20 protein-coding genes and 3 pseudogenes are annotated in these 20,910 nt (G+C 37.8%); 9 read left to right on the plus strand and 14 right to left on the minus strand.

What is annotated here, in order from left to right:
- Positions 1-249: 249 nt before the first annotated feature.
- The gene (locus tag HT691_RS07500; protein WP_054392846.1) at positions 250-1,920 is read right to left on the minus strand and encodes a formate--tetrahydrofolate ligase; all 1,671 of its coding nucleotides are present in this window, start codon (positions 1,918-1,920) and stop codon (positions 250-252) included.
- A gap of 229 nt (positions 1,921-2,149) precedes the next feature.
- On the opposite strand from HT691_RS07500, the gene coaB reads away from it, so the two are divergent.
- From coaB to HT691_RS07525, 5 genes are all read left to right on the plus strand, one after another.
- Positions 2,150-2,839, plus strand: coding sequence for a phosphopantothenate--cysteine ligase (gene coaB / locus HT691_RS07505; RefSeq protein ID WP_000699519.1), 690 nt, complete (start codon positions 2,150-2,152; stop codon positions 2,837-2,839).
- Positions 2,840-2,850: 11 nt separating this feature from the next.
- On the plus strand, positions 2,851-3,402 hold the full coding sequence (gene coaC / locus HT691_RS07510; RefSeq protein WP_001284126.1) for a phosphopantothenoylcysteine decarboxylase: 552 nt from the start codon (positions 2,851-2,853) through the stop codon (positions 3,400-3,402).
- Complete coding sequence (locus HT691_RS07515; RefSeq protein WP_000747412.1) at positions 3,386-3,949, plus strand: ECF transporter S component; 564 nt, start codon at positions 3,386-3,388, stop codon at positions 3,947-3,949. The genes coaC and HT691_RS07515 overlap by 17 nt, the downstream gene beginning before the upstream one ends.
- A 175-nt stretch (positions 3,950-4,124) precedes the next feature.
- Positions 4,125-4,652 carry an ECF transporter S component gene (locus HT691_RS07520; RefSeq protein WP_001097393.1) on the plus strand — a complete coding sequence of 176 codons (528 nt, stop codon included), beginning with the start codon at positions 4,125-4,127 and terminating at the stop codon, positions 4,650-4,652.
- 11 nt (positions 4,653-4,663) lie between these two features.
- Positions 4,664-5,179, plus strand: coding sequence for a transcription repressor NadR (locus tag HT691_RS07525; protein WP_054392845.1), 516 nt, complete (start codon positions 4,664-4,666; stop codon positions 5,177-5,179).
- Here the strand turns inward: HT691_RS07525 and HT691_RS07530 are convergent.
- The 7 genes and pseudogenes from HT691_RS07530 to HT691_RS07560 all read right to left on the minus strand — a co-directional run.
- Positions 5,176-5,316 (minus strand): annotated as a pseudogene (locus HT691_RS07530) (NUDIX hydrolase); the annotation flags it as partial. The gene HT691_RS07525 and the pseudogene HT691_RS07530 sit on opposite strands and share 4 nt — an antisense overlap.
- 77 nt (positions 5,317-5,393) lie before the next feature.
- On the minus strand, positions 5,394-6,359 hold the full coding sequence (locus tag HT691_RS07535; protein WP_054392844.1) for a substrate-binding domain-containing protein: 966 nt from the start codon (positions 6,357-6,359) through the stop codon (positions 5,394-5,396).
- Positions 6,360-6,462: 103 nt separating this feature from the next.
- Positions 6,463-7,407: a ribose ABC transporter permease gene (gene rbsC / locus HT691_RS07540; protein ID WP_023938584.1), complete on the minus strand. Its 945-nt coding sequence runs from the start codon at positions 7,405-7,407 to the stop codon at positions 6,463-6,465.
- Position 7,408: 1 nt separating this feature from the next.
- The gene (locus HT691_RS07545) at positions 7,409-8,887 is read right to left on the minus strand and encodes a sugar ABC transporter ATP-binding protein (RefSeq protein WP_000687782.1); all 1,479 of its coding nucleotides are present in this window, start codon (positions 8,885-8,887) and stop codon (positions 7,409-7,411) included.
- Between the two features lie 13 nt (positions 8,888-8,900).
- A complete protein-coding gene (gene rbsD / locus HT691_RS07550; RefSeq protein ID WP_000759835.1) occupies positions 8,901-9,299 on the minus strand; it encodes a D-ribose pyranase in 399 nt (132 codons plus the stop codon).
- Entirely contained in the window at positions 9,274-10,185 is a 912-nt protein-coding gene (rbsK, locus tag HT691_RS07555) for a ribokinase (protein WP_000036809.1), read from the minus strand. Before rbsK ends, rbsD begins: the two co-directional genes overlap by 26 nt.
- The gene (locus tag HT691_RS07560) at positions 10,185-11,159 is read right to left on the minus strand and encodes a LacI family DNA-binding transcriptional regulator (RefSeq protein WP_000207600.1); all 975 of its coding nucleotides are present in this window, start codon (positions 11,157-11,159) and stop codon (positions 10,185-10,187) included. Before HT691_RS07560 ends, rbsK begins: the two co-directional genes overlap by 1 nt.
- 143 nt (positions 11,160-11,302) lie before the next feature.
- Between HT691_RS07560 and HT691_RS07565 the strand changes: the two are divergent.
- Positions 11,303-11,371, plus strand: a pseudogene (locus tag HT691_RS07565) (DNA-binding transcriptional regulator); the annotation flags it as partial.
- On the opposite strand, the gene HT691_RS07570 reads toward HT691_RS07565, so the two are convergent.
- The 5 genes from HT691_RS07570 to HT691_RS07590 form a co-directional block, all read right to left on the minus strand.
- A complete protein-coding gene (locus HT691_RS07570) occupies positions 11,368-11,835 on the minus strand; it encodes an 8-oxo-dGTP diphosphatase (RefSeq protein ID WP_000091552.1) in 468 nt (155 codons plus the stop codon). The pseudogene HT691_RS07565 and the gene HT691_RS07570 overlap by 4 nt on opposite strands.
- Positions 11,836-11,903: 68 nt before the next feature.
- On the minus strand, positions 11,904-12,392 hold the full coding sequence (locus tag HT691_RS07575; RefSeq protein ID WP_000216015.1) for a GNAT family N-acetyltransferase: 489 nt from the start codon (positions 12,390-12,392) through the stop codon (positions 11,904-11,906).
- The gene (locus tag HT691_RS07580; protein WP_000386636.1) at positions 12,358-12,870 is read right to left on the minus strand and encodes a GNAT family protein; all 513 of its coding nucleotides are present in this window, start codon (positions 12,868-12,870) and stop codon (positions 12,358-12,360) included. Before HT691_RS07580 ends, HT691_RS07575 begins: the two co-directional genes overlap by 35 nt.
- Before the next feature lie 60 nt (positions 12,871-12,930).
- Positions 12,931-14,919 (minus strand): excinuclease ABC subunit UvrB, encoded by a 1,989-nt coding sequence (uvrB, locus tag HT691_RS07585; protein ID WP_000610430.1) that lies wholly within the window; start codon positions 14,917-14,919, stop codon positions 12,931-12,933.
- 76 nt (positions 14,920-14,995) lie between these two features.
- Positions 14,996-15,949 carry a CPBP family intramembrane glutamic endopeptidase gene (locus HT691_RS07590; protein WP_023940195.1) on the minus strand — a complete coding sequence of 318 codons (954 nt, stop codon included), beginning with the start codon at positions 15,947-15,949 and terminating at the stop codon, positions 14,996-14,998.
- A gap of 172 nt (positions 15,950-16,121) precedes the next feature.
- Between HT691_RS07590 and HT691_RS07595 the strand changes: the two genes are divergently transcribed.
- The 3 genes from HT691_RS07595 (at position 16,122) to zwf (ending at position 20,656) form a co-directional block, all read left to right on the plus strand.
- On the plus strand, positions 16,122-18,275 hold the full coding sequence (locus HT691_RS07595) for an ABC transporter substrate-binding protein/permease (protein ID WP_172925319.1): 2,154 nt from the start codon (positions 16,122-16,124) through the stop codon (positions 18,273-18,275).
- On the plus strand, positions 18,275-19,015 hold the full coding sequence (locus tag HT691_RS07600) for an amino acid ABC transporter ATP-binding protein (RefSeq protein ID WP_001096326.1): 741 nt from the start codon (positions 18,275-18,277) through the stop codon (positions 19,013-19,015). The genes HT691_RS07595 and HT691_RS07600 overlap by 1 nt, the downstream gene beginning before the upstream one ends.
- Before the next feature lie 150 nt (positions 19,016-19,165).
- A complete protein-coding gene (zwf, locus tag HT691_RS07605; protein WP_172923347.1) occupies positions 19,166-20,656 on the plus strand; it encodes a glucose-6-phosphate dehydrogenase in 1,491 nt (496 codons plus the stop codon).
- Between the two features lie 129 nt (positions 20,657-20,785).
- Here zwf and HT691_RS07610 read toward each other — a convergent pair.
- Positions 20,786-20,910, minus strand: a pseudogene (locus tag HT691_RS07610) (IS200/IS605 family transposase); the annotation flags it as partial.

The raw sequence follows: 20,910 nt of genomic DNA on the forward strand, positions 1-20,910 counted from the left end.
TTCCTAGTTTGCTCTTTAATTTTCATTGAGTATAAAAAGCCTCTTCCCAAGGGAAAGAGGACTAAATTTTATTGATGAACTGCTTGCAGCAAATAAGAAATAGGTAGGGCAAAAATATTTAAACTCAAAAAACGCATAATATCCGGTGTTGAAAAACCTTGATATTATGCGCTCTATTATGGGAAAATTTACTTCATTTTCTCCTGAAATTGAGTTTTTACCCAGTCTCTCAAAGTCAATTTCAATCCACTAGAACAAGCCTAGTACAGTTCCATCGCTTTCAACATCCATGTTGAGAGCAGCTGGTCGTTTTGGAAGTCCTGGCATGGTCATGACATCACCAGTTAAGGCAACGATAAAGCCTGCACCTAATTTTGGCACCAATTCGCGAATGGTAATTTCAAAGTTTTCAGGTGCTCCAAGTACATTTGGATTATCTGAAAAACTATATTGAGTTTTTGCCATACAGATTGGCAATTTGTCCCAACCGTTTTGAACGATTTGAGCAATTTGTGTTTGAGCTTTCTTCTCAAAGTTTACTTTGCTACCACGGTAGATTTCAGTAACAATCTTTTCAATCTTTTCTTGAACAGAAAGGTCATTGTCATACAAACGTTTATAGTTAGCTGGATTTTCAGCGATAGTCTTGACAACCGCTTCAGCAAGTGCTACTCCACCTTCTGCACCATCAGCCCAGACACTTGCTAGTTCAACTGGCACATCAATAGAAGCACAAAGTTCTTTCAAGGCTGCGATTTCAGCTTCTGTATCAGATACAAATTCGTTGATAGCTACGACTGCTGGAATACCGAACTTACGGATGTTCTCAACATGGCGTTTCAAGTTGGCAAAACCTGCTCTAACTGCCTCTACATTTTCTTCAGTCAGAGCGTCTTTAGCCACACCACCATTCATCTTAAGGGCACGAAGAGTTGCTACAATAACTACTGCATCTGGAGAAGTTGGCAAGTTTGGTGTCTTGATATCAAGGAATTTCTCAGCACCAAGGTCTGCACCAAAACCAGCTTCAGTAACTGTGTAATCAGCCAAGTGAAGGGCTGTGCTTGTTGCCAAGACAGAGTTACATCCGTGAGCGATATTGGCAAATGGACCACCGTGTACAAAGGCAGGTGTTCCGTAAATTGTCTGAACCAGGTTCGGCTTAATCGCATCCTTCAAAATCAAAGCCAAGGCACCCTCAACCTTCAAATCGCCAACAGAAACTGGTGTACGGTCGTAACGATAACCGATAACAATATTGGACAAACGACGTTTCAAGTCCTCGATGTCCGTTGCCAAGCAAAGAATTGCCATGATTTCGGAAGCAACTGTAATGTCAAATCCATCCTCACGTGGAATACCGTTTAGAGGGCCACCAAGTCCAACAGTTACATGACGAAGGGCGCGATCATTCAAGTCCACAACGCGTTTCCAGAGGATACGACGTTGGTCAATTCCCAACTCATTCCCTTGATGTAAGTGGTTGTCAATCAAGGCAGAAAGAGCATTGTTGGCAGTCGTAATGGCATGCATATCTCCAGTAAAATGAAGGTTGATGTCTTCCATTGGCAAAACTTGAGCATAACCACCACCAGCGGCACCACCCTTAATTCCCATTACTGGACCAAGAGATGGTTCGCGAATAGCAATCATGGTTTTCTTGCCAATCTTGTTCAAGGCATCCGCAAGACCAATGGTAATAGTTGATTTTCCTTCACCTGCAGGTGTTGGGTTGATGGCAGTAACCAAAATCAATTTCCCAACTGGATTGCTCTCAACTGCACGAATTTTATCAAAGCTGAGCTTAGCCTTGTACTTTCCATACAACTCTAAATCTTCGTAAGAAATACCAAGTTTCTCTACAACATCAACGATTGGCTTCAACTCAATACTCTGTGCGATTTCAATATCTGTTTTCATTCAAAACTCCTCTAACCTCTTATATGATAATTCATTATATCACAAAACAAGATTTTTAACATCCTCAAACTCTCTAAACGTTCGTAAATATCCATTTTTTTAAGATTTTTAGAGCCCTTTCTTAAATTTTATATGGCTTTATAGTTTGAAACTATAGTAAATATTCGTTTCTACCAAAAATTTATCACTTTCATTTTACTTACCGTTTATTTTTGTGTACAATAGTGCTATGAAAATTTTAGTTACATCGGGCGGTACCAGTGAAGCTATCGATAGCGTCCGCTCTATCACTAACCATTCCACAGGACGCTTGGGCAAAATCATCACAGAAACCTTGCTTGCTGCAGGGCATGAAGTTTGTTTGATAACAACAAAACGAGCCGTGAAGCCAGAAGCCCATCCCAACCTAAGCATTCGAGAAATTACCAATACCAAGGACCTTCTACTAGAAATGCAAGAACGTGTCAAGGACTATCAGGTCTTGATTCACTCAATGGCTGTGTCCGATTACACTCCTGTTTATATGACAGGGCTTGAGGAAGTTCAGGCTAGCTCCAATCTAAAAGAATTTTTAAGCAAGCAGAATCATCAGGCCAAGATTTCTTCAACTGATGAGGTTCAGGTTTTGTTCCTTAAAAAGACACCCAAAATCATATCCCTAGTCAAGGAATGGAATCCTACTATTCATCTGATTGGTTTCAAACTGCTGGTTGATGTTACCGAAGATCATCTGGTTGACATTGCACGAAAAAGTCTTATCAAGAATCAAGCAGATTTAATCATCGCGAATGACCTGACTCAAATTTCAGCAGGTCAGCACCGAGCTATATTTGTTGAGAAAAATCAGCTTCAAACAGTCCAGACTAAAGAAGAAATTGCAGAACTCCTCCTTGAAAAAATTCAAGCCTATCATTCTTAGAAAGGAAAACTATGGCAAACATTCTCTTGGCTGTAACGGGTTCAATCGCCTCTTATAAGTCGGCAGATTTAGTCAGTTCTCTTAAAAAACAAGGCCATCAAGTCACTGTCTTAATGACTCAGGCTGCTACAGAGTTTATCCAACCTTTGACACTACAGGTACTCTCACAGAATCCTGTCCACTTGGATGTCATGAAGGAACCCTATCCTGATCAGGTCAATCATATCGAACTTGGAAAAAAGGCGGATTTATTTATCGTGGCCCCTGCAACTGCTAACACTATTGCAAAACTAGCCCACGGCTTTGCGGATAACATGGTAACCTGTACAGCTCTAGCCCTGCCCAGTCATATTCCCAAACTCATCGCACCAGCTATGAATACAAAAATGTATGACCATCCAGCAACTCAGGCTAATCTGAAAACATTAGAAGCCTACGGCTATCAGCTGATTGCTCCTAAGGAATCCCTACTAGCTTGTGGCGACCATGGACGAGGAGCTTTAGCCGACCTCACAATTATTTTAGAAAGAATAAAGGAAACTCTCGATGAAAAAACGCTCTAATATTGCACCCATTGCTATCTTTTTTGCAACCATGCTCGTGATACACTTTCTGAGCTCACTTATCTTTAACCTTTTTCCATTCCCAATCAAACCGACCATCGTTCATATTCCTGTCATTATTGCCAGCATTATTTACGGTCCACGCGTTGGAGTTACACTTGGATTTTTGATGGGGCTACTTAGTTTGACGGTTAATACAATTACGATTCTACCGACAAGCTACCTCTTCTCCCCATTTGTACCAAACGGAAACATCTACTCAGCTATCATTGCCATCGTTCCACGTATTTTGATTGGTTTAACTCCTTATCTGGTCTATAAACTGATGAAAAATAAAACCGGTCTGATTCTAGCTGGCGCCCTTGGTTCACTTACTAATACAGTCTTTGTCCTTGGTGGAATTTTTTACCTTTTTGGAAATGTCTTTGATGGTAATATCCAAAAACTCCTTGCAACCGTTATCTCAACAAATTCGATTGCTGAATTAGTCATTTCCGCAGTTCTAACCCTAGCCATTGTTCCAAGACTACAGACTTTGAAAAAATAAAAACATCTCCACTTTCAAGCTTGAAGGTGGAGATTTTGCTCTATACAGTTTCTTTTTAGTGAAATCTTTACTAACTTTTAACTAAAAAATGATCTATAAACCCAAGTAAATCCTTGCTTTATTGTCTGGTTTATTGTACTATACTAGTGTATATACAGCTAAAAAGGAGATTCTTATGAATACACGGAAAAAAACACAATTTATGACCATGACTGCCCTCTTAACGGCTATCGCAATTTTGATTCCAATTGTTATGCCTTTCAAGATCGTCATTCCACCTGCTTCTTACACTTTGGGAAGCCACATCGCTATTTTTATCGCTATGTTCTTGTCGCCCTTAATGGCTGTTTTTGTCATCCTAGCCTCTAGTTTTGGATTTTTGATGGCTGGCTATCCCATGGTTATCGTATTTCGAGCTTTTTCCCATATCTTTTTTGGGACTTTGGGGGCTCTTTACCTACAAAAATTCCCCGATACCCTAGATAAACCAAAAGCTTCCTGGATTTTCAACTTTGTTTTAGCGCTTGTCCATGCCCTTGCTGAAGTATTGGCCTGTGTCGTTTTTTACGCAACTTCTGGTACCAATGTAGAAAATATGTTTTATGTTCTATTTGTACTAGTTGGATTTGGTACAATTATCCATAGTATGGTAGACTATACATTAGCACTAGCTGTCTATAAAGTGCTTCGAAAACGCCGTTAAAAGGAAGAACTATGACAAAAGATCGCAAACAAGCCCTGCTCCAACTCTTGAAAGAAGCTCCTAAAGCCCTCAATGGCCAAAGATTAGCTGAGCACTTTCATGTCACTCGACAAGTTATTGTTCAAGATATTGCAATTTTAAGAGCTGATGGAGCTCCAATTCTATCTACCAATCGTGGTTATATCTATAAAGATGCTAATGCAAATACTTATCATCACAAATTATTTAAGGTCAAGCATGAAGTTGAAGAAATTGGACGAGAATTACTTGCTATCGTAGATAATGGTGGTCGCGTTCAAAATATCTTGATTGATCATCCTGTTTATGGAGAGATTGAAACCTTACTAAAACTGACCTGTCGCCGCGACGTGCAACATTTTCTAGAACAAGTTGAACGTTCTGACTTTAAGCCAATTTCTGAGTTAACAGATGGTATTCATTATCACCTAGTTGAAGCCGAGACACAACAAGACCTCCACTATATCGAGGAGGCCTTAAATCAGCTAGGTTATTTAGTAAAAGACTAGAAAATTTTCTTTTCCCAATCATCTTCTGTACGATGACGGTAGAAAAACTCCGACTTGTCCGGAGCTTCCATCATCTCCATTAAAGGCAATATATCATAGGCCAGATCCAAGTTTGGAATCTGGTCTTTTTGCACCCAATAACTCAATTAGTAACAATGATATTTAAAAACTACATTGAATGAAAATTAACAACCACCTACTTACTAAAAATATATCACCAGTTATGTTGATCAACATTATCCTTAGTCACAAGATAAATTGGAGAAACTGTTTCTTTTTCCAGTTTTTTCCCTTGATAATGATCGATTGCTGATTGAATAGCAATTTCACCCATCTTAGCTGGTTGCTGAGCAATAGTGGCAGTAATATCACCTTTTGAAATAGCGTCATGTGCATCTGGTTGACCATCAATACCAACAATTAATACATTGCTAAGGCCAGCTGCTTTTACTGCTTGTGCAGCTCCTAACGCCATCTCATCATTCTGTGCAAAGATTGCTTGTACTTCTTTGTTTCCTTGAATCATATTTTGCGCTGTATTCAAAGCTTTTGCGCGATCAAAATTAGCGGATTGACTAGAAAGAACATCTAAATTTGTCTTTGAAATTTGTTCAAATCCTTTACCTCTATCTACAGTTGCAGAAGCGCCAGGGACTCCTGATAATTCAAAAGTTTTTGCTTTTTCTCCCAATTGCTTGGTAATAAATTCTGCAGCCATTTTACCTGCTTCTACGTTATCAGAAGCAACAGTTGTCAAGACTTCACCGCCATTACTACCGCGGTCAATTAAGATTACTGGAATATTTGCATTATTAGCAGCTTTAATAGATGTTACAATTGCATCAGAATCAACTGGATTAATTAGTAAAGCATCTACATTTTGACTAATAAAATTTTGAATATCATCTGCTTGTCTAGCAGCATCATCTTGTGCATCTGCTATCTTCAAAGTTACTTCTTTTTCTCTTGCGGCTTTTTCAAGACCATCTTTCATAGCTACAAAATAGGGATTGTTAGTAGTCGAAATAGAAACTCCTAATTTTAATTCTTTTGCCGACTTTTGAATCGTAGATTTATTATCATTTGATGAATTTCCTAAACCAGTTTTTCCACAAGCTACTAAAGCAAAAATAAATGTTACAAACAAAGCAAAAATGCTAATTTTTTTAATAATTTTCATGTTATTACTCCTCGTAATATATATCTATAGGGATAGTTTCCATCCCGACTATTGTTCGTCATCTAATAAATTGTTACTATTTCCAAAAAAATTGAAAATGATTCTACTGTTTTACAACTTTAAAACGATCAATCAGAACAGCAATTAAAATTACAACTCCTTTTACTACTTGCTGCCAAAATGCTGAAACACCAATAATATTAAGTCCATTATTCAAAACTCCAATAATTAAAGCACCTATTAGAGTTCCCAGTATACGACCTTTACCTCCTGATAATGAAGTTCCCCCAAGAACAACAGCTGCAATAGCATCCATTTCATAACTAGCACCTGCTGTTGGTTGAGCAGAACTTAAGCGTGATGTTATAATCAATCCAGAAATTGAAGCCATCATACCTGAAATTGAATAAATGATAATTTTCACTTTATTTAGTTTCACACCTGATATATATGCTGCTTTTTCATTCCCCCCTATAGCATACACAGATTTACCAAATGCTGTTTTATGAAGTAAAACATATAAAACAATAAATACAATAAACATAATAATTACAGGAAATGGAATTCCGACTATGTAACCTTGCCCCAAAAATTGAAATAAGAATGTATCACTTAATCCTTTTGTAATAGGATTCCCATTTGTATAAACAAGTGTTGCGCCTCTAAAAATAGTCATAGTTGCTAAAGTGACGATAAATGGAGCTAATTTCCCGTAGGAAATCAATAAACCATTCATCATCCCCAGAATGCAACCCAAAATTAAAGAGATGAGAATTGCTAACGTAACAGGCATTCCAGATCCTAATAGGCCAGCGGTTAGCGCACTGGATAAGGCTAAAATTGATCCAACTGATAAATCAATTCCACCTGTTAGAATAACAAAGGTCATTCCAAAAGCGATCAGTGCATTTGATGTTACTTGCAATAGTAAATTTAACAGATTATTTGCTGTTAAAAAATTTGAATTGATAATAGTGATGACAGCCATTAAAATTATCAATGCTATTACTGTTGTCAATTCTGACATATACTTCATAGTATTTTTCACACTATTGTCCTCCTGTAGCTAGTTGCATAACTTTTTCTTGTGTAGCTTCTCGACGTGTTAATTCCCCACTAATTCTACCTTCATGCATGACCATAATGCGATCACTGACTCCGATCACTTCTGGTAAATCTGAAGATACCATAATAATCGGCACACCTCGTTCAGCCAATTCATTCATTAATTGGTAAATTTCACGCTTAGCTCCAACATCTACCCCACGAGTTGGCTCATCTAAAATCAGTACTTTTGGTGCAATACCTATCCATTTTGCTAAAACTACTTTCTGTTGATTACCACCAGAAAGTGTTCCAACTTCCTTATCTGGATAACCTGATTTAATTCGTAGCCTATCAATTAAACGTTGTACAAATATATCACTTGTTTTATTATCAAAAATACCATTTTTAACAAAATCACGAGTACTAGGTAAAGTCATATTATCTTTAATAGAAAAATCTAAAATCAATCCCTCATCTTTACGATCTTCTGTTAAGAAACCAATTCCATGCTTAATTGCTTCAAAAGGATTTTTAATTATCAGTTGTTCTTCGTTTATTATAATTTGACCAGATTTTAAAGAATCAATTCCAAAAATTGCTCGCATTATTTCAGTACGACCAGCACCCATCAAACCAGAAAAACCAAGAATTTCCCCTTGACGTACATAGAAAGAAATATCCGTAAAAGCATCACCAGAAAGATTCTTAGCTTGAAAAACAATATTCCCAATCTCAGCCTTTTTTTCTGGATAATAATCTTCTAATTCACGGCCTACCATCTTCTGAACTAATTCATCCGCATTAGTTAACTTCGTTTTCTTGGTATCAATTACAAACCCATCCCTCATAACAGTTATAAGATCTGTAATCTTAAAGATTTCTTCCATCCGATGTGAAATATACACAATACCTACACCATCAGATTTTAATCCTTCTATCACTTTAAAAAGTGTTTCAGTTTCACGATCAGTTAAAGCTGCTGTGGGTTCATCCATAATTAACAAGGAAACTTCTGATAATAAACATTTTGCTATTTCTATCATTTGTTGTTGTCCGACTGATAATTGACCAATGATTGCATCAAGAGGAATAGAGATATTAAGACGTTTAAATGCTTCTTTAGCTTTCCTTTCCATACTAGCTTTATCTAAAAACCCAATCGAATTTTTTATTTCTCTTCCTAAAAAAAGATTATCAAGTACAGTCATATCTGGCCAAGTATTCATTTCCTGATGAATAAAACTCAGTCCAAACCGTTCTGCCTCTTGAGGATTAGAAAATGTTTTTTCTTTTCCATCAATAAAAATAGTTCCTGAAGTAGCTGGAAAAAGTCCAGTTAAAATATTCATTAAGGTTGATTTGCCTGCACCATTCTCTCCCATTAAAGCATGAACTTCTCCTGAATTAAGAACCAAATCAATACTTTCTAAAACACGATTATTCCCAAAAGATTTTGAAATGTTCTTCATTTCAATTTTCATAGGTAACCCCCCTCTAAATAATAACTCCTGATTGCAAGATTATATTCGAATATGGTGTATCTTCTCCAGTGCGAATAACTGCCTTAACTTTAGTATTCATAGCTTTCAATTCTTCATGACTAATATATTCAATAATTATATTCGATCCTAAAAGATCTAGAACTGCTTGCCACTGTTCTTTGTTTTTTTCCTTAATTTCTTCTGCTAAGAAAATTTTTTCAATAAGTACATGATCTGAATATTCTTTTAAAACTTCTAAAAAACTTGGACTACCTTTTCTTAATGCTAAATCAATTTTGTCAACACCTTTTGGAACTGGCAATCCTAAATCTCCGATACAAACCAAATCCATATGACCTAAATCATCAGCTAGTTTTGCTATATTACTATTTAAAATCCCATATTTCTTCATATCCTGAATGCTCCTTTATTTCTTTCAAACTCGGCATGCCTCCTTGCGCTCCAAATCTTTGAACAGAAAGATGTGAAGCAATCGTTGCAAAGGACAATGCAACATTCATCTCTTTTCCTTTTGAGATAGCATAAGCAAAAGCACCATTAAACGTATCTCCTGCTCCTGTAGTATCAACTACTTCTGCTTTTATAGCAGGAATCTTCTGAACTACTGTCCCATCATAATAAATAGAACCTTCAACTCCTAATGTCACAATCATTTTATTAGGATAAATTTTAATAATTTCTTCTAATTTCTTATCTGGAAAAAGCTCTGAACATTCATGCTCATTAGGAGTCATAAAATCACAAAAAGGAATCATCTCTATGTCTGTTTCTCTAGCTGGTGCAGGATTGTAAAGTACCTTAACTTGATTTTCTTGACAAAATTTAGCTATAGATAGGTTGGCTTCATGTGGTATTTCATTCTGTAATACAACAATACTTGCATCACTAATTAATTCCCACTCATTTTTCCAATCATTTGTTTTAACTAAATTATTCGCTCCAGGATAATAAATAATCCTATTATCACCTCCATATAAAGTAATTTGTGCAGCTCCTGTATATTGTGGTACCGTTCCCACATATTCTGTAGAAATATTATTATTTTGCAGATTACTTAATAAATCTGCTGAAAAAATATCTTCTCCGACATTTCCAAATATGTAAATATTATCTTCTACACTGGATAATCTACCAATAGCTACAGCTTGATTTGCACCTTTTCCACCTGGAACTATATTAAACGAATCCCCAAAAATCGTTTCACCTCCTTCTGGAATCCTTTTTGTTCTCATAACTAAGTCCATTGAAATACTTCCAACAACAACAATTTTACTCATTACTTTCTCCTTAATGTATTTCTTTCTACGTATCTAACAGGTAGTTTAATTTTAGCTTCATCTATAGAGAACTTATTTGCCATATTATAGATTAGCTTTGCAGCCTGTTCTCCCATTTTATATGATGATTGGTGAATAGTTGATAAAGAAGGGTAAATAAATTGACTAAGTACAATATCATCATAACCAATGATTTGAATATCATCTGGAATTTTTTTACCAATTGCTAAAATTTCATGAATATAAGCTATCGCATGAATATCAGAAGGTGCTATAATACTATCGATATTTGGATTTCTTTTTAGATTTTCTTTAGCTTCTTTTTGAATTTTTTCAAAGTCAAACGTTTCACTTTCTTCAATACAAATTTCTAAAGATTTATTCCTCAAATAGTTTAAACTTGCTTCAAACCGTTCCGCGATATTCTCGGCTTTATCATCTAAAACTTTAATAATCAGAACTTGTTTAGCACCTGCATTACAGATTGCTTCAGCAGCCAAACGACCACCTGACTGATTATCAGAAAAAACACCGTAACCTGTATCTTTACTAATTCGGTCAACTACAACAACAGGTAATGATAAATCTGGATATTCTTTTGTGAAGTCATGTGTAGTAATAATGCCAGCAGCATTTGTTTTCAACAGTAAGTTAACATATTCACTCAAAGATTCTTGGTCTGAAATCGTACCAACCATAATTCTATAACCTTTATCTTTCAAATATGATTCAGCGCCTCGAACCAATCTTGGGAAGAAGGGATTTGAAATATCTGGCAATAAAAGTCCTACCATTTGGTTTTTTTTGGTTTTCAAAGATTGTGCTAATACATTTGGTGTGTAATTTAATTTTTTAATCGCATTTTTTATTTTCTCTCTCGCATCATCTCCAACATAACCTTTTTTTGATATATATCTTGAAACCGTTGATTTTGATACTCCAGCTTCTTCAGCAACCTGTTTTATTGTAGTCATCACTCCTCCTTCTTACGTTGTGGAACCGTTCCCTTATTCTATAGTAAACGTTTTCTTTTTATTTGTCAATACTTTTCTAAAAATATTTTAAATTTATTTCATAGTACATATATTTTTCCAAATATATTATTACTATTACACAAGAAACACAACAAGACCTCCACTATATCGAGGAGGCCTTGGATCAGCTCGGTTATTTAGTAAAAGACTAGAAAATTTTCTTTTCCCAATCGTCTTCTGTACGGTGGCGGTAGAAAAACTCTGACTTATCCGGAGCTTCCATCATCTCCATCAAAGGTAGCATATCATAGGCCAGATCCAAGTTTGGAATCTGGTCTTTTTGCACCCAAGAAACTTCTCCCTCTTCTGAAGATTGAAGGGTACCAGAGAACTCAGTTGCCTTATAACAAACGACAATGTAGCGCCCGCCTGTATCTAGTGGCCAGTTCTTGATACCGACCAGTTGAGGATTTTGGATAGTCAATCCTGTTTCTTCGTAGATTTCACGAATGACAGACTCCGCGAAAGACTCGCCATTTTCTACATGGCCTCCTGGAAAGGCATAACCAGACCAGCGATTGGTTTCAGGAGAGCGATACTGCATCACCACGCGCTGAGTTTCTAAGTCTTCAATCAGACAAATGTTTGTTAAAATCGTTAATTGGGAACGGGACATAAATTTACTCGCTTTCTAAGTTATTAAATTTTCAGACTTGGTACCATATTAGCTTTTACTTTTGAGAATTATTTAGAATAGAATACCATCCGTTTTTCCTTCATAGGCTTTCCAAGTTCAAGTATTTTTTCTTGTCCATCAAAAGTAAAACCCATTTTTTGATAGAAAGCAATGGCTCGCTTGTTATCTTTCAATACCCATAAGAAAATTTCAGAAAAATGATTAAGAGCAGTCAAAGCCGCTTTCATTAACTTTTGTGCTATGCCTTTTCCGTAATAGTCTTTTAAAACATAGAAAGCAATAATTTCACCAGCTTGAATAGTCTCATCACGAAAGTTACCATAACTGATAAAACCAACTACCTTCAGATCATCTATCGCAATCAATGTATTTTCTGGATACTTTTGACTAAAGAGTCGACATCTTTCTAATGTCATTGTCTCCTGAAATTCTGCAGGCAAAAGGTCATCATAAGCCTCTCTCCACGTTTGCCAGTGAACAAGGGATTTACCTTCTATCTCTTCAGGAGTTTCCATTGATTTGATAATAACCGTCATTTATTTTCGCCCAGTCTTCTCTCAAAATACCATATTTAATACTATCAAAATATTTACCTTGATAATAACGAACTTTTGGAATATGAGCTTCTTTTTTCATTCTTAATTTTTCAGCAAGTTTCATCATACCAAGATTTCCTGACCAAGTTGTCAAACCCAGATGCTCCAACTCCAAGTAATCCTGAAACGTCCTATCTATCCACTGCAACATAGCAACTTTCCCAATACCAGTGTTCCAGAATTTTTTATCATAAATACCAATTCCCAATTCCATCCATCTTGTTTCTTTACATACCCAATAACGCGAAACAGTCCCAACTAGTTTATCATCAACAAAAATACCAAGGCGATTTGAGTTGCTTAAAATGGATTCTGATTTTTGTAGTTCGAATTCTTTAAAATTTGAAAAATACTGATAATCATCATAATAGGGAGCATCATACTGTTTCCAAACTGGATTAAGTTGTGAATAATCCATTTCCTATAAAGACATCAAATCTTCTCTCTTTAACTTTCTTAAATAAATCATACTATTCCCCTAATCCAAGGCCTTGACTTCCAACATCATATCACGGATCTGAGCCGCCAGTTCAAAGTCAAGCACTTCGACGGCTTCTTGCATTTGTTTTTCTAGTTTCTTGACCAGTTCTTTGCGCTCTTGTTTGTTAAGACTATTGATATCAACTTCCTTGTCTTCTTCTTTGGCAACAGTCTTGGTTACGGCAATCAAGTCACGGATTTCTTTCTTAATGGTTTGTGGCACAATACCATGCTCCTCATTATAAGCCATCTGGATTTTGCGACGACGGGCAGTTTCATCGATGGCACGTTGCATAGACTGGGTCACAGTGTCCGCATACATGATGACATGGCCTTCACTGTTACGGGCAGCACGTCCAATAGTCTGGATGAGGCCACGTTCGTTACGAAGGAAACCTTCCTTGTCAGCATCGAGAATAGCTACGAGACTCACTTCAGGAACATCAATCCCTTCACGTAGGAGGTTGATTCCAACCAAGACGTCAAAGACACCCAAGCGCAGGTCACGGATGATCTCCGTCCGTTCCAAAGTCTTGATATCCGAGTGCATGTACTTGACCTTGATGCCCATTTCCTTGAAGTAGTCAGTCAAGTCTTCTGCCATTTTCTTAGTCAAAGTTGTGATAAAGGTTCGTTCGTTCTTTTCAACACGGGCATTGATTTCACCCAAAAGGTCATCAATCTGTCCCATAGTCGGACGGACTTCCACCTCAGGATCCAAGAGTCCCGTTGGACGAATGATTTGCTCAATTACTGTCTCGGTCTGTTCATTTTCATAGTCGCCCGGTGTCGCTGAAACGTAAACAATCTGATGGACATGGCTTTCAAACTCTTCACGACGGAGAGGACGATTATCCAGAGCAGACGGCAAACGAAAACCATAATTTACTAGCATTTCTTTACGCGAACGGTCTCCATTGTACATGCCCTTGATTTGTCCCATGGTCATGTGGCTCTCATCAATCATGATCAAGAAATCATCTGGGAAGAAATCGAGAAGGGTATAAGGAGGCTCACCCTCACTCCGTCCATCCATGTGACGTGAATAGTTCTCAACCCCGTTGGTATAGCCCATCTCACGCAACATTTCGATATCATACTCTGTCCGCTGTTTCAAACGTTGGGCTTCAAGTAGTTTGCCTTCCTTTTCAAAGACAGCTAGTTGCTCTTCTAATTCGCCCTGAATTTTAGCAATGGCAACTTCCATGTGGTCGTCATTGGTCACAAAGTGTGTCGCTGGAAAAATCGCCAAATGATCCACTTCTCCTAAGACCTGTCCTGTCAGAGCCTCAACCTCACGAATACGGTCAATTTCGTCTCCAAAAAATTCTACTCGAAAAGCGTGCTCATCACGAGAGGCTGGGAAAATCTCTACCACATCCCCACGCACACGAAATCTTCCCCGTTGGAAATCAATATCGTTTCGCTCAAACTGGATGTCAACTAAGTCATTCAAGAGTTTATCACGAGAAATCTCTAGACCAGGACGGAGACTAACGACACTGTCAGCGTATTCCTTGGGCGAACCCAAACCATAGATACAAGAGACTGAGGCCACGACAATAACATCATTACGCTCCAAAAGGGCCGAAGTAGCGGAGTGGCGAAGCTTGTCAATCTCGTCATTGACAGAACTATCCTTCTCAATATAGGTATCGCTAGAAGGGACATAGGCCTCTGGCTGGTAATAATCATAGTAGGATACGAAGTACTCAACTGCATTTTCAGGGAAAAATTCTTTAAACTCCCCATAGAGCTGTCCTGCCAGAGTTTTATTGTGGGCAATGACCAGAGTTGGTTTATTGACTTTGGAAATGACCTGACTCATGGTATAGGTCTTCCCTGTTCCGGTCGCCCCCATCAGAATCTGAGCTTTTTCTCCACCCTCGATATTATCAACCAACTGCTCGATAGCTTGGGGTTGATCTCCTGATGGTTGATATTTTGATACTAGTTTAAATTGATTATCTGTAATGCGGTTAATCATAAGAATCCTCTCTCCATGTGCTATTCCTATTTTAGCATACTTGTAGCATTTTCACGAAGAAAAGGACGGACCGAAGTCACATCCTTTCATTTTCTTTCTTTAATTGATAAGCGAGATAAAGAATCAGCAGAAACAAAATAATACTGGACACGATGGAACCCTCAATACCAAAAGACCCACCAGATAGCCAGTCTTGATTGCCTTGTGGAGTAAATTTCATGATTGATGTTCCTGAAGACTGACCACTAACTAATACTCCAAAGAGGTTTCCCTGTGCGAAATTCCAGGCTCCATGAATACCACCTATACCCCATATAGTATCTGTTTTAAGAAGATATAGGGACATGGCAACTCCGAATAAAAAGAGATCAATTGCAGATAAGAAAGTTATGCCTGGATTTCCTAAATGAAGTAAGGTAAAGAGACTACTAGATATGATAATAGCGACTTTAAGATTAGTTCTCTTAGCCAATTGTGGAATCAGCCAAGCACGAGTAACCAATTCTTCTGCCGTTCCTTGTAAAATCCAAAAAGGTATTGTAAATAAAGTAAAAGCTAGCGAATAAGTATCCAAGTGAATGGAGTCAAATTGATACTGCCCCAAGGCTACTAGTCCAGCCAAAGCAAGTATAAAGAGGGATAGACCAAGACCGTATCCTTTAAATAAGGCACTTAAAAAATTTTCTTTATAGAATCCCAAGGTTCGAATCGGTCTTTTCTCTACTTTTCTAGTCCATCTAAACACAGTTAAGATGATAAAACCAAAGGACAATAATTCAAATATTAAATGGATGTCACTTGTTTTATCAGATAAATTCTGAAATAACATTTGAAGGAAATCTGCAATTCTTTGACCACCCATACCAAGATTGCTAAATAGCCCGATCAATGCTAAAAAACTAAGGCCAAAAAATAGAGAAGATATGAACTCAGATATATAGACGAAAAATAGAGCTAACAAGGGGCTTGTGTAAATGTTTAAACTCATTTTAGAAGTTTCAAAGTCTTTTAAGATTCTTTTGTCTTTCATAACTTTATCCTCTTTTACTATATGATATACCTTTATTATAGCACTTCTGTTGTGTGATTCAAGACAAAACAAGAATTATGGATGTTATATTTTCTAACACAGAAATATAAAAATTTGCCTTTTTTTACTTTTTCTGATATAATGGGAAAACATTCGGAAAAGGAGACTAAAAATGAAGAAAAAATTTCTAGCATTTTTGCTAATTTTATTCCCAATTTTCTCATTAGGTATTGCAAAAGCTGAGACGATTAAGATTGTTTCTGATACCGCCTATGCGCCTTTTGAGTTTAAAGATTCAGATCAAACTTATAAAGGAATTGATGTTGACATTATTAACAAAGTCGCTGAGATTAAAGGATGGAACATTCAGATGTCCTATCCTGGATTTGACGCAGCGGTCAATGCGGTTCAAGCTGGTCAAGCTGATGCTATCATGGCAGGGATGACAAAGACGAAAGAACGTGAAAAAGTTTTCACCATGTCTGATACTTACTATGATACAAAAGTTGTCATTGCAACTACTAAGTCACACAAGATTAGTAAATATGACCAATTAAAAGGAAAAACTGTTGGTGTTAAAAACGGAACAGCCGCTCAACGTTTCCTTGAAAGTATCAAGGATAAATACGGTTTTACTATTAAAACATTTGACACTGGTGATTTGATGAACAACAGCTTGACTGCTAGTGCCATCGATGCCATGATGGATGACAAACCTGTTATCGAGTATGCCATTAACCAAGGGCAAAACCTCCATATTGAAATGGATGGGGAAGCTGTAGGAAGTTTTGCTTTCGGTGTTAAAAAAGGAAGCAAATACGAACACCTGGTTACTGAATTTAACCAAGCCTTAGCTGAAATGAAAAAAGATGGTAGTCTTGATAAAATCATCAAGAAATGGACTTTCAGCAGTGCCAACTACAACTACTCTTGCAGGCTTCAAAGCCTTCCTGTTAAAGCTAAATACATCATTGCCAGCGATTCTTCTTTTGCACCTTTTGTTTTCCAAAATTCAAGCAACCAATACACTGGTATTGATATGGAATTGATTAAGGCAATCGCTAAAGATCAAGGTTTTGAAATTGAAATCACCAACCCTGGTTTTGATGCCGCTATCAGTGCTGTTCAAGCTGGACAAGCTGATGGTATCATTGCTGGTATGTCTGTCACAGATGCTCGTAAGGCAACTTTTGACTTCTCAGAATCATACTACACTGCTAATACAATCCTTGGTGTCAAAGAATCAAGTACCATTGCTTCTTATGAAGATTTGAAAGGGAAGACAGTTGGTGTTAAAAACGGAACCGCTTCTCAAACCTTCCTAACAGAAAATCAAAGCAAATACGGCTACAAAATCAAAACCTTCGCTGATGGTTCTTCAATGTATGACAGTTTAAACACTGGTGCCATTGATGCCGTTATGGATGATGAACCTGTTCTCAAATATTCTATCAGCCAAGGACAAAAATTGAAAACACCAATCGCTGGAACTCCGATCGGTGAAACAGCTTTTGCCGTTAAAAAAGGAGCAAATCCAGAATTGATTGAAATGTTCAACAACGGACTTGCAAACCTTAAAGCAAACGGAGAATTCCAAAAGATTCTTGATAAATACCTAGCTAGTGAGTCATCAACCGCTTCAACAAGCACTGTTGACGAAACAACTATCTGGGGCTTGCTTCAAAACAACTACAAACAACTCCTTAGCGGTCTTGGTATCACTCTTGCTCTAGCTCTTATCTCATTTGCTATTGCTATTGTTATCGGGATTATCTTCGGTATGTTTAGTGTCAGCCCGTATAAATCTCTTCGTGTGATTTCTGAGATTTTCGTTGACGTTATTCGAGGTATTCCATTGATGATTCTTGCAGCCTTCATCTTCTGGGGAATTCCAAACTTCATCGAGTCTATTACAGGCCAACAAAGTCCAATTAACGACTTTGTAGCTGGTACTATTGCCCTTTCTCTCAATGCAGCCGCTTATATCGCTGAAATCGTTCGTGGTGGTATTCAGGCCGTTCCAGTTGGTCAAATGGAAGCCAGTCGAAGCTTGGGTATCTCTTATGGAAAAACTATGCGTAAGATTATCTTGCCACAAGCAACTAAATTGATGTTGCCAAACTTTGTTAACCAATTCGTTATCGCTCTTAAAGATACAACTATCGTATCTGCTATCGGTTTGGTTGAACTCTTCCAAACTGGTAAGATTATCATTGCCCGTAACTACCAAAGTTTCAAGATGTATGCAATTCTTGCTATCTTCTATCTTGTAATTATCACACTTTTGACTAGACTAGCGAAACGCTTAGAAAAGAGGATTCGTTAATGGCAAAATTAAAAATTGATGTAAATGATTTACACAAAAGCTACGGAAAAAATGAGGTTTTAAAAGGAATTACGACTAAGTTCTATGAAGGAGATGTTGTTTGTATCATCGGTCCTTCAGGTTCTGGTAAGTCAACTTTCCTCCGTAGCCTAAATCTTTTGGAAGAAGTTACCAGCGGTCACATCACTGTGAACGGTTATGACTTAACTGAAAAAACAACCAACGTTGACCACGTACGTGAAAATATCGGAATGGTTTTCCAACACTTCAACCTCTTCCCACATATGTCTGTTTTGGACAACATCACCTTTGCTCCTATTGAGCACAAGTTGATGACTAAGGAAGAAGCTGAGAAATTAGGAATGGAGTTGCTTGACAAGGTTGGGCTAGCAGATAAGGCTAAGGCCTGTCCAGATAGCCTGTCAGGTGGTCAAAAACAACGTGTAGCCATCGCTCGTGGACTTGCAATGAATCCAGACATCATGCTCTTTGATGAACCAACTTCTGCCCTTGACCCTGAGATGGTCGGAGACGTACTAAACGTTATGAAAGACTTGGCTAAACAAGGCATGACCATGATTATCGTAACCCATGAGATGGGATTTGCTCGTCAGGTTGCCAACCGAGTTATCTTTACTGCAGATGGTGAATTCCTTGAAGACGGAACACCTGATCAAATCTTTGATAACCCACAGCACCCACGTCTGAAAGAGTTCTTGGACAAGGTCTTAAACGTTTAAACTCAAACTGTAAGGATTTCCTTGCAGTTTTTTTCTACCTCGTATTGGATTTTTTGATTTTTCGGAAAATTATGTTAGAATTAAGTTTATGAAATGAGGTTTCCTCATACCTAGCAAGACTAGGAATAAAAATAGAAATTAGGTAGCTAGATGTCATCTAAGGTTATTGTTACAATTTTCGGTGCGAGTGGAGACCTGGCTAAACGCAAGCTCTACCCTTCCCTATTTAGACTATATAAATCCGGCAATCTTTCCAAACATTTTGCCGTTATTGGAACTGCCCGTCGTCCTTGGAGCAAGGAATATTTTGAATCTGTTGTAGTCGAATCGATCCTTGATTTGGCAGATAGTACCGAACAGGCTCAAGAGTTCGCTAGCCACTTCTACTATCAAAGTCATGATGTCAACGATACAGAACACTACATTGCTTTGCGTCAATTGCAGGCTGAACTAAATGACAAGTACCAAGCTGAACACAACAAGCTCTTCTTCTTGTCTATGGCGCCTCAGTTCTTTGGAACTATAGCAAAACACCTCAAGTCTGAAAACATTGTTGACGGTAAAGGTTTTGAACGCTTAATCGTTGAAAAACCATTTGGTACAGATTACGCAACTGCAAGCAAGTTGAATGACGAGCTCCTAGCAACATTTGACGAAGAACAAATTTTCCGTATTGACCATTATCTTGGTAAGGAAATGATCCAAAGCATCTTTGCAGTCCGCTTTGCAAACTTGATTTTTGAAAACGTTTGGAACAAGGACTTTATCGACAATGTTCAAATTACCTTTGCGGAGCGCTTGGGTGTAGAAGAACGTGGTGGCTACTATGACCAATCTGGTGCCCTCCGCGACATGGTACAAAACCATACACTACAACTTCTTTCTCTCCTTGCTATGGACAAGCCAGCAAGCTTCACAAAAGATGAGATTCGTGCTGAGAAGATTAAGGTCTTTAAAAACCTCTATCATCCAACTGATGAAGAACTCAAAGAACACTTTATCCGTGGGCAATACCGCTCTGGTAAGATTGATGGCATGAAATACATCTCTTATCGTAGCGAGCCAAATGTGAATCCAGAATCTACAACTGAAACCTTTGCATCTGGTGCTTTCTTTGTTGACAGCGATCGATTCCGTGGTGTTCCTTTCTTCTTCCGTACTGGTAAACGTCTGACTGAAAAAGGAACTCATGTCAACATCGTCTTTAAACAAATGGACTCTATCTTTGGTGAGCCACTTGCTCCAAACATTTTGACCATCTATATCCAACCAACAGAAGGATTCTCTCTTAGCCTAAATGGGAAACAAGTAGGAGAAGAATTCAACTTGGCTCCTAACTCACTGGATTACCGTACAGATGCGACCGCAACTGGTGCTTCTCCAGAGCCATACGAGAAATTGATTTATGATGTCTTAAATAACAACTCAACTAACTTTAGCCACTGGGATGAAGTTGGTGCGTCATGGAAATTGATTGACCGTATCGAAGAGCTCTGGGCTGAAAATGGTGCCCCACTTCATGACTATAAAGCTGGAAGCATGGGACCTCAAGCCAGCTTTGACTTACTTGAAAAATTCGATGCCAAATGGACTTGGCAACCAGATATTGCCTATCGTCAAGATGGTCGTTTAGAGTCATAACCACCCGTGAAAACGGGTGGCTTGTACACCGGCTATAAGCCGTTTCTCTCCAGCGGCGTCTAAAGACGCTCGCTGAACTTCGTTCAGGTCGTGCTATATTACTTGACTAATGCCCGTCACAACGGGCTTTTACCTTGTTCTAAATCCGCCATCAGAAAACGGATCTTCATATTCTTTTACACTCAGCTTATCGAGTGCAATGTCATTCTTTTCCTGTTCGCGAATATATATAGCTACGGTCTTTTCGTTTAGTC

It is taken from the genome of Streptococcus sp. 477 (genome assembly GCF_013277295.1).
Taxonomy (GTDB): Bacteria; Bacillota; Bacilli; order Lactobacillales; family Streptococcaceae; genus Streptococcus; species Streptococcus pseudopneumoniae.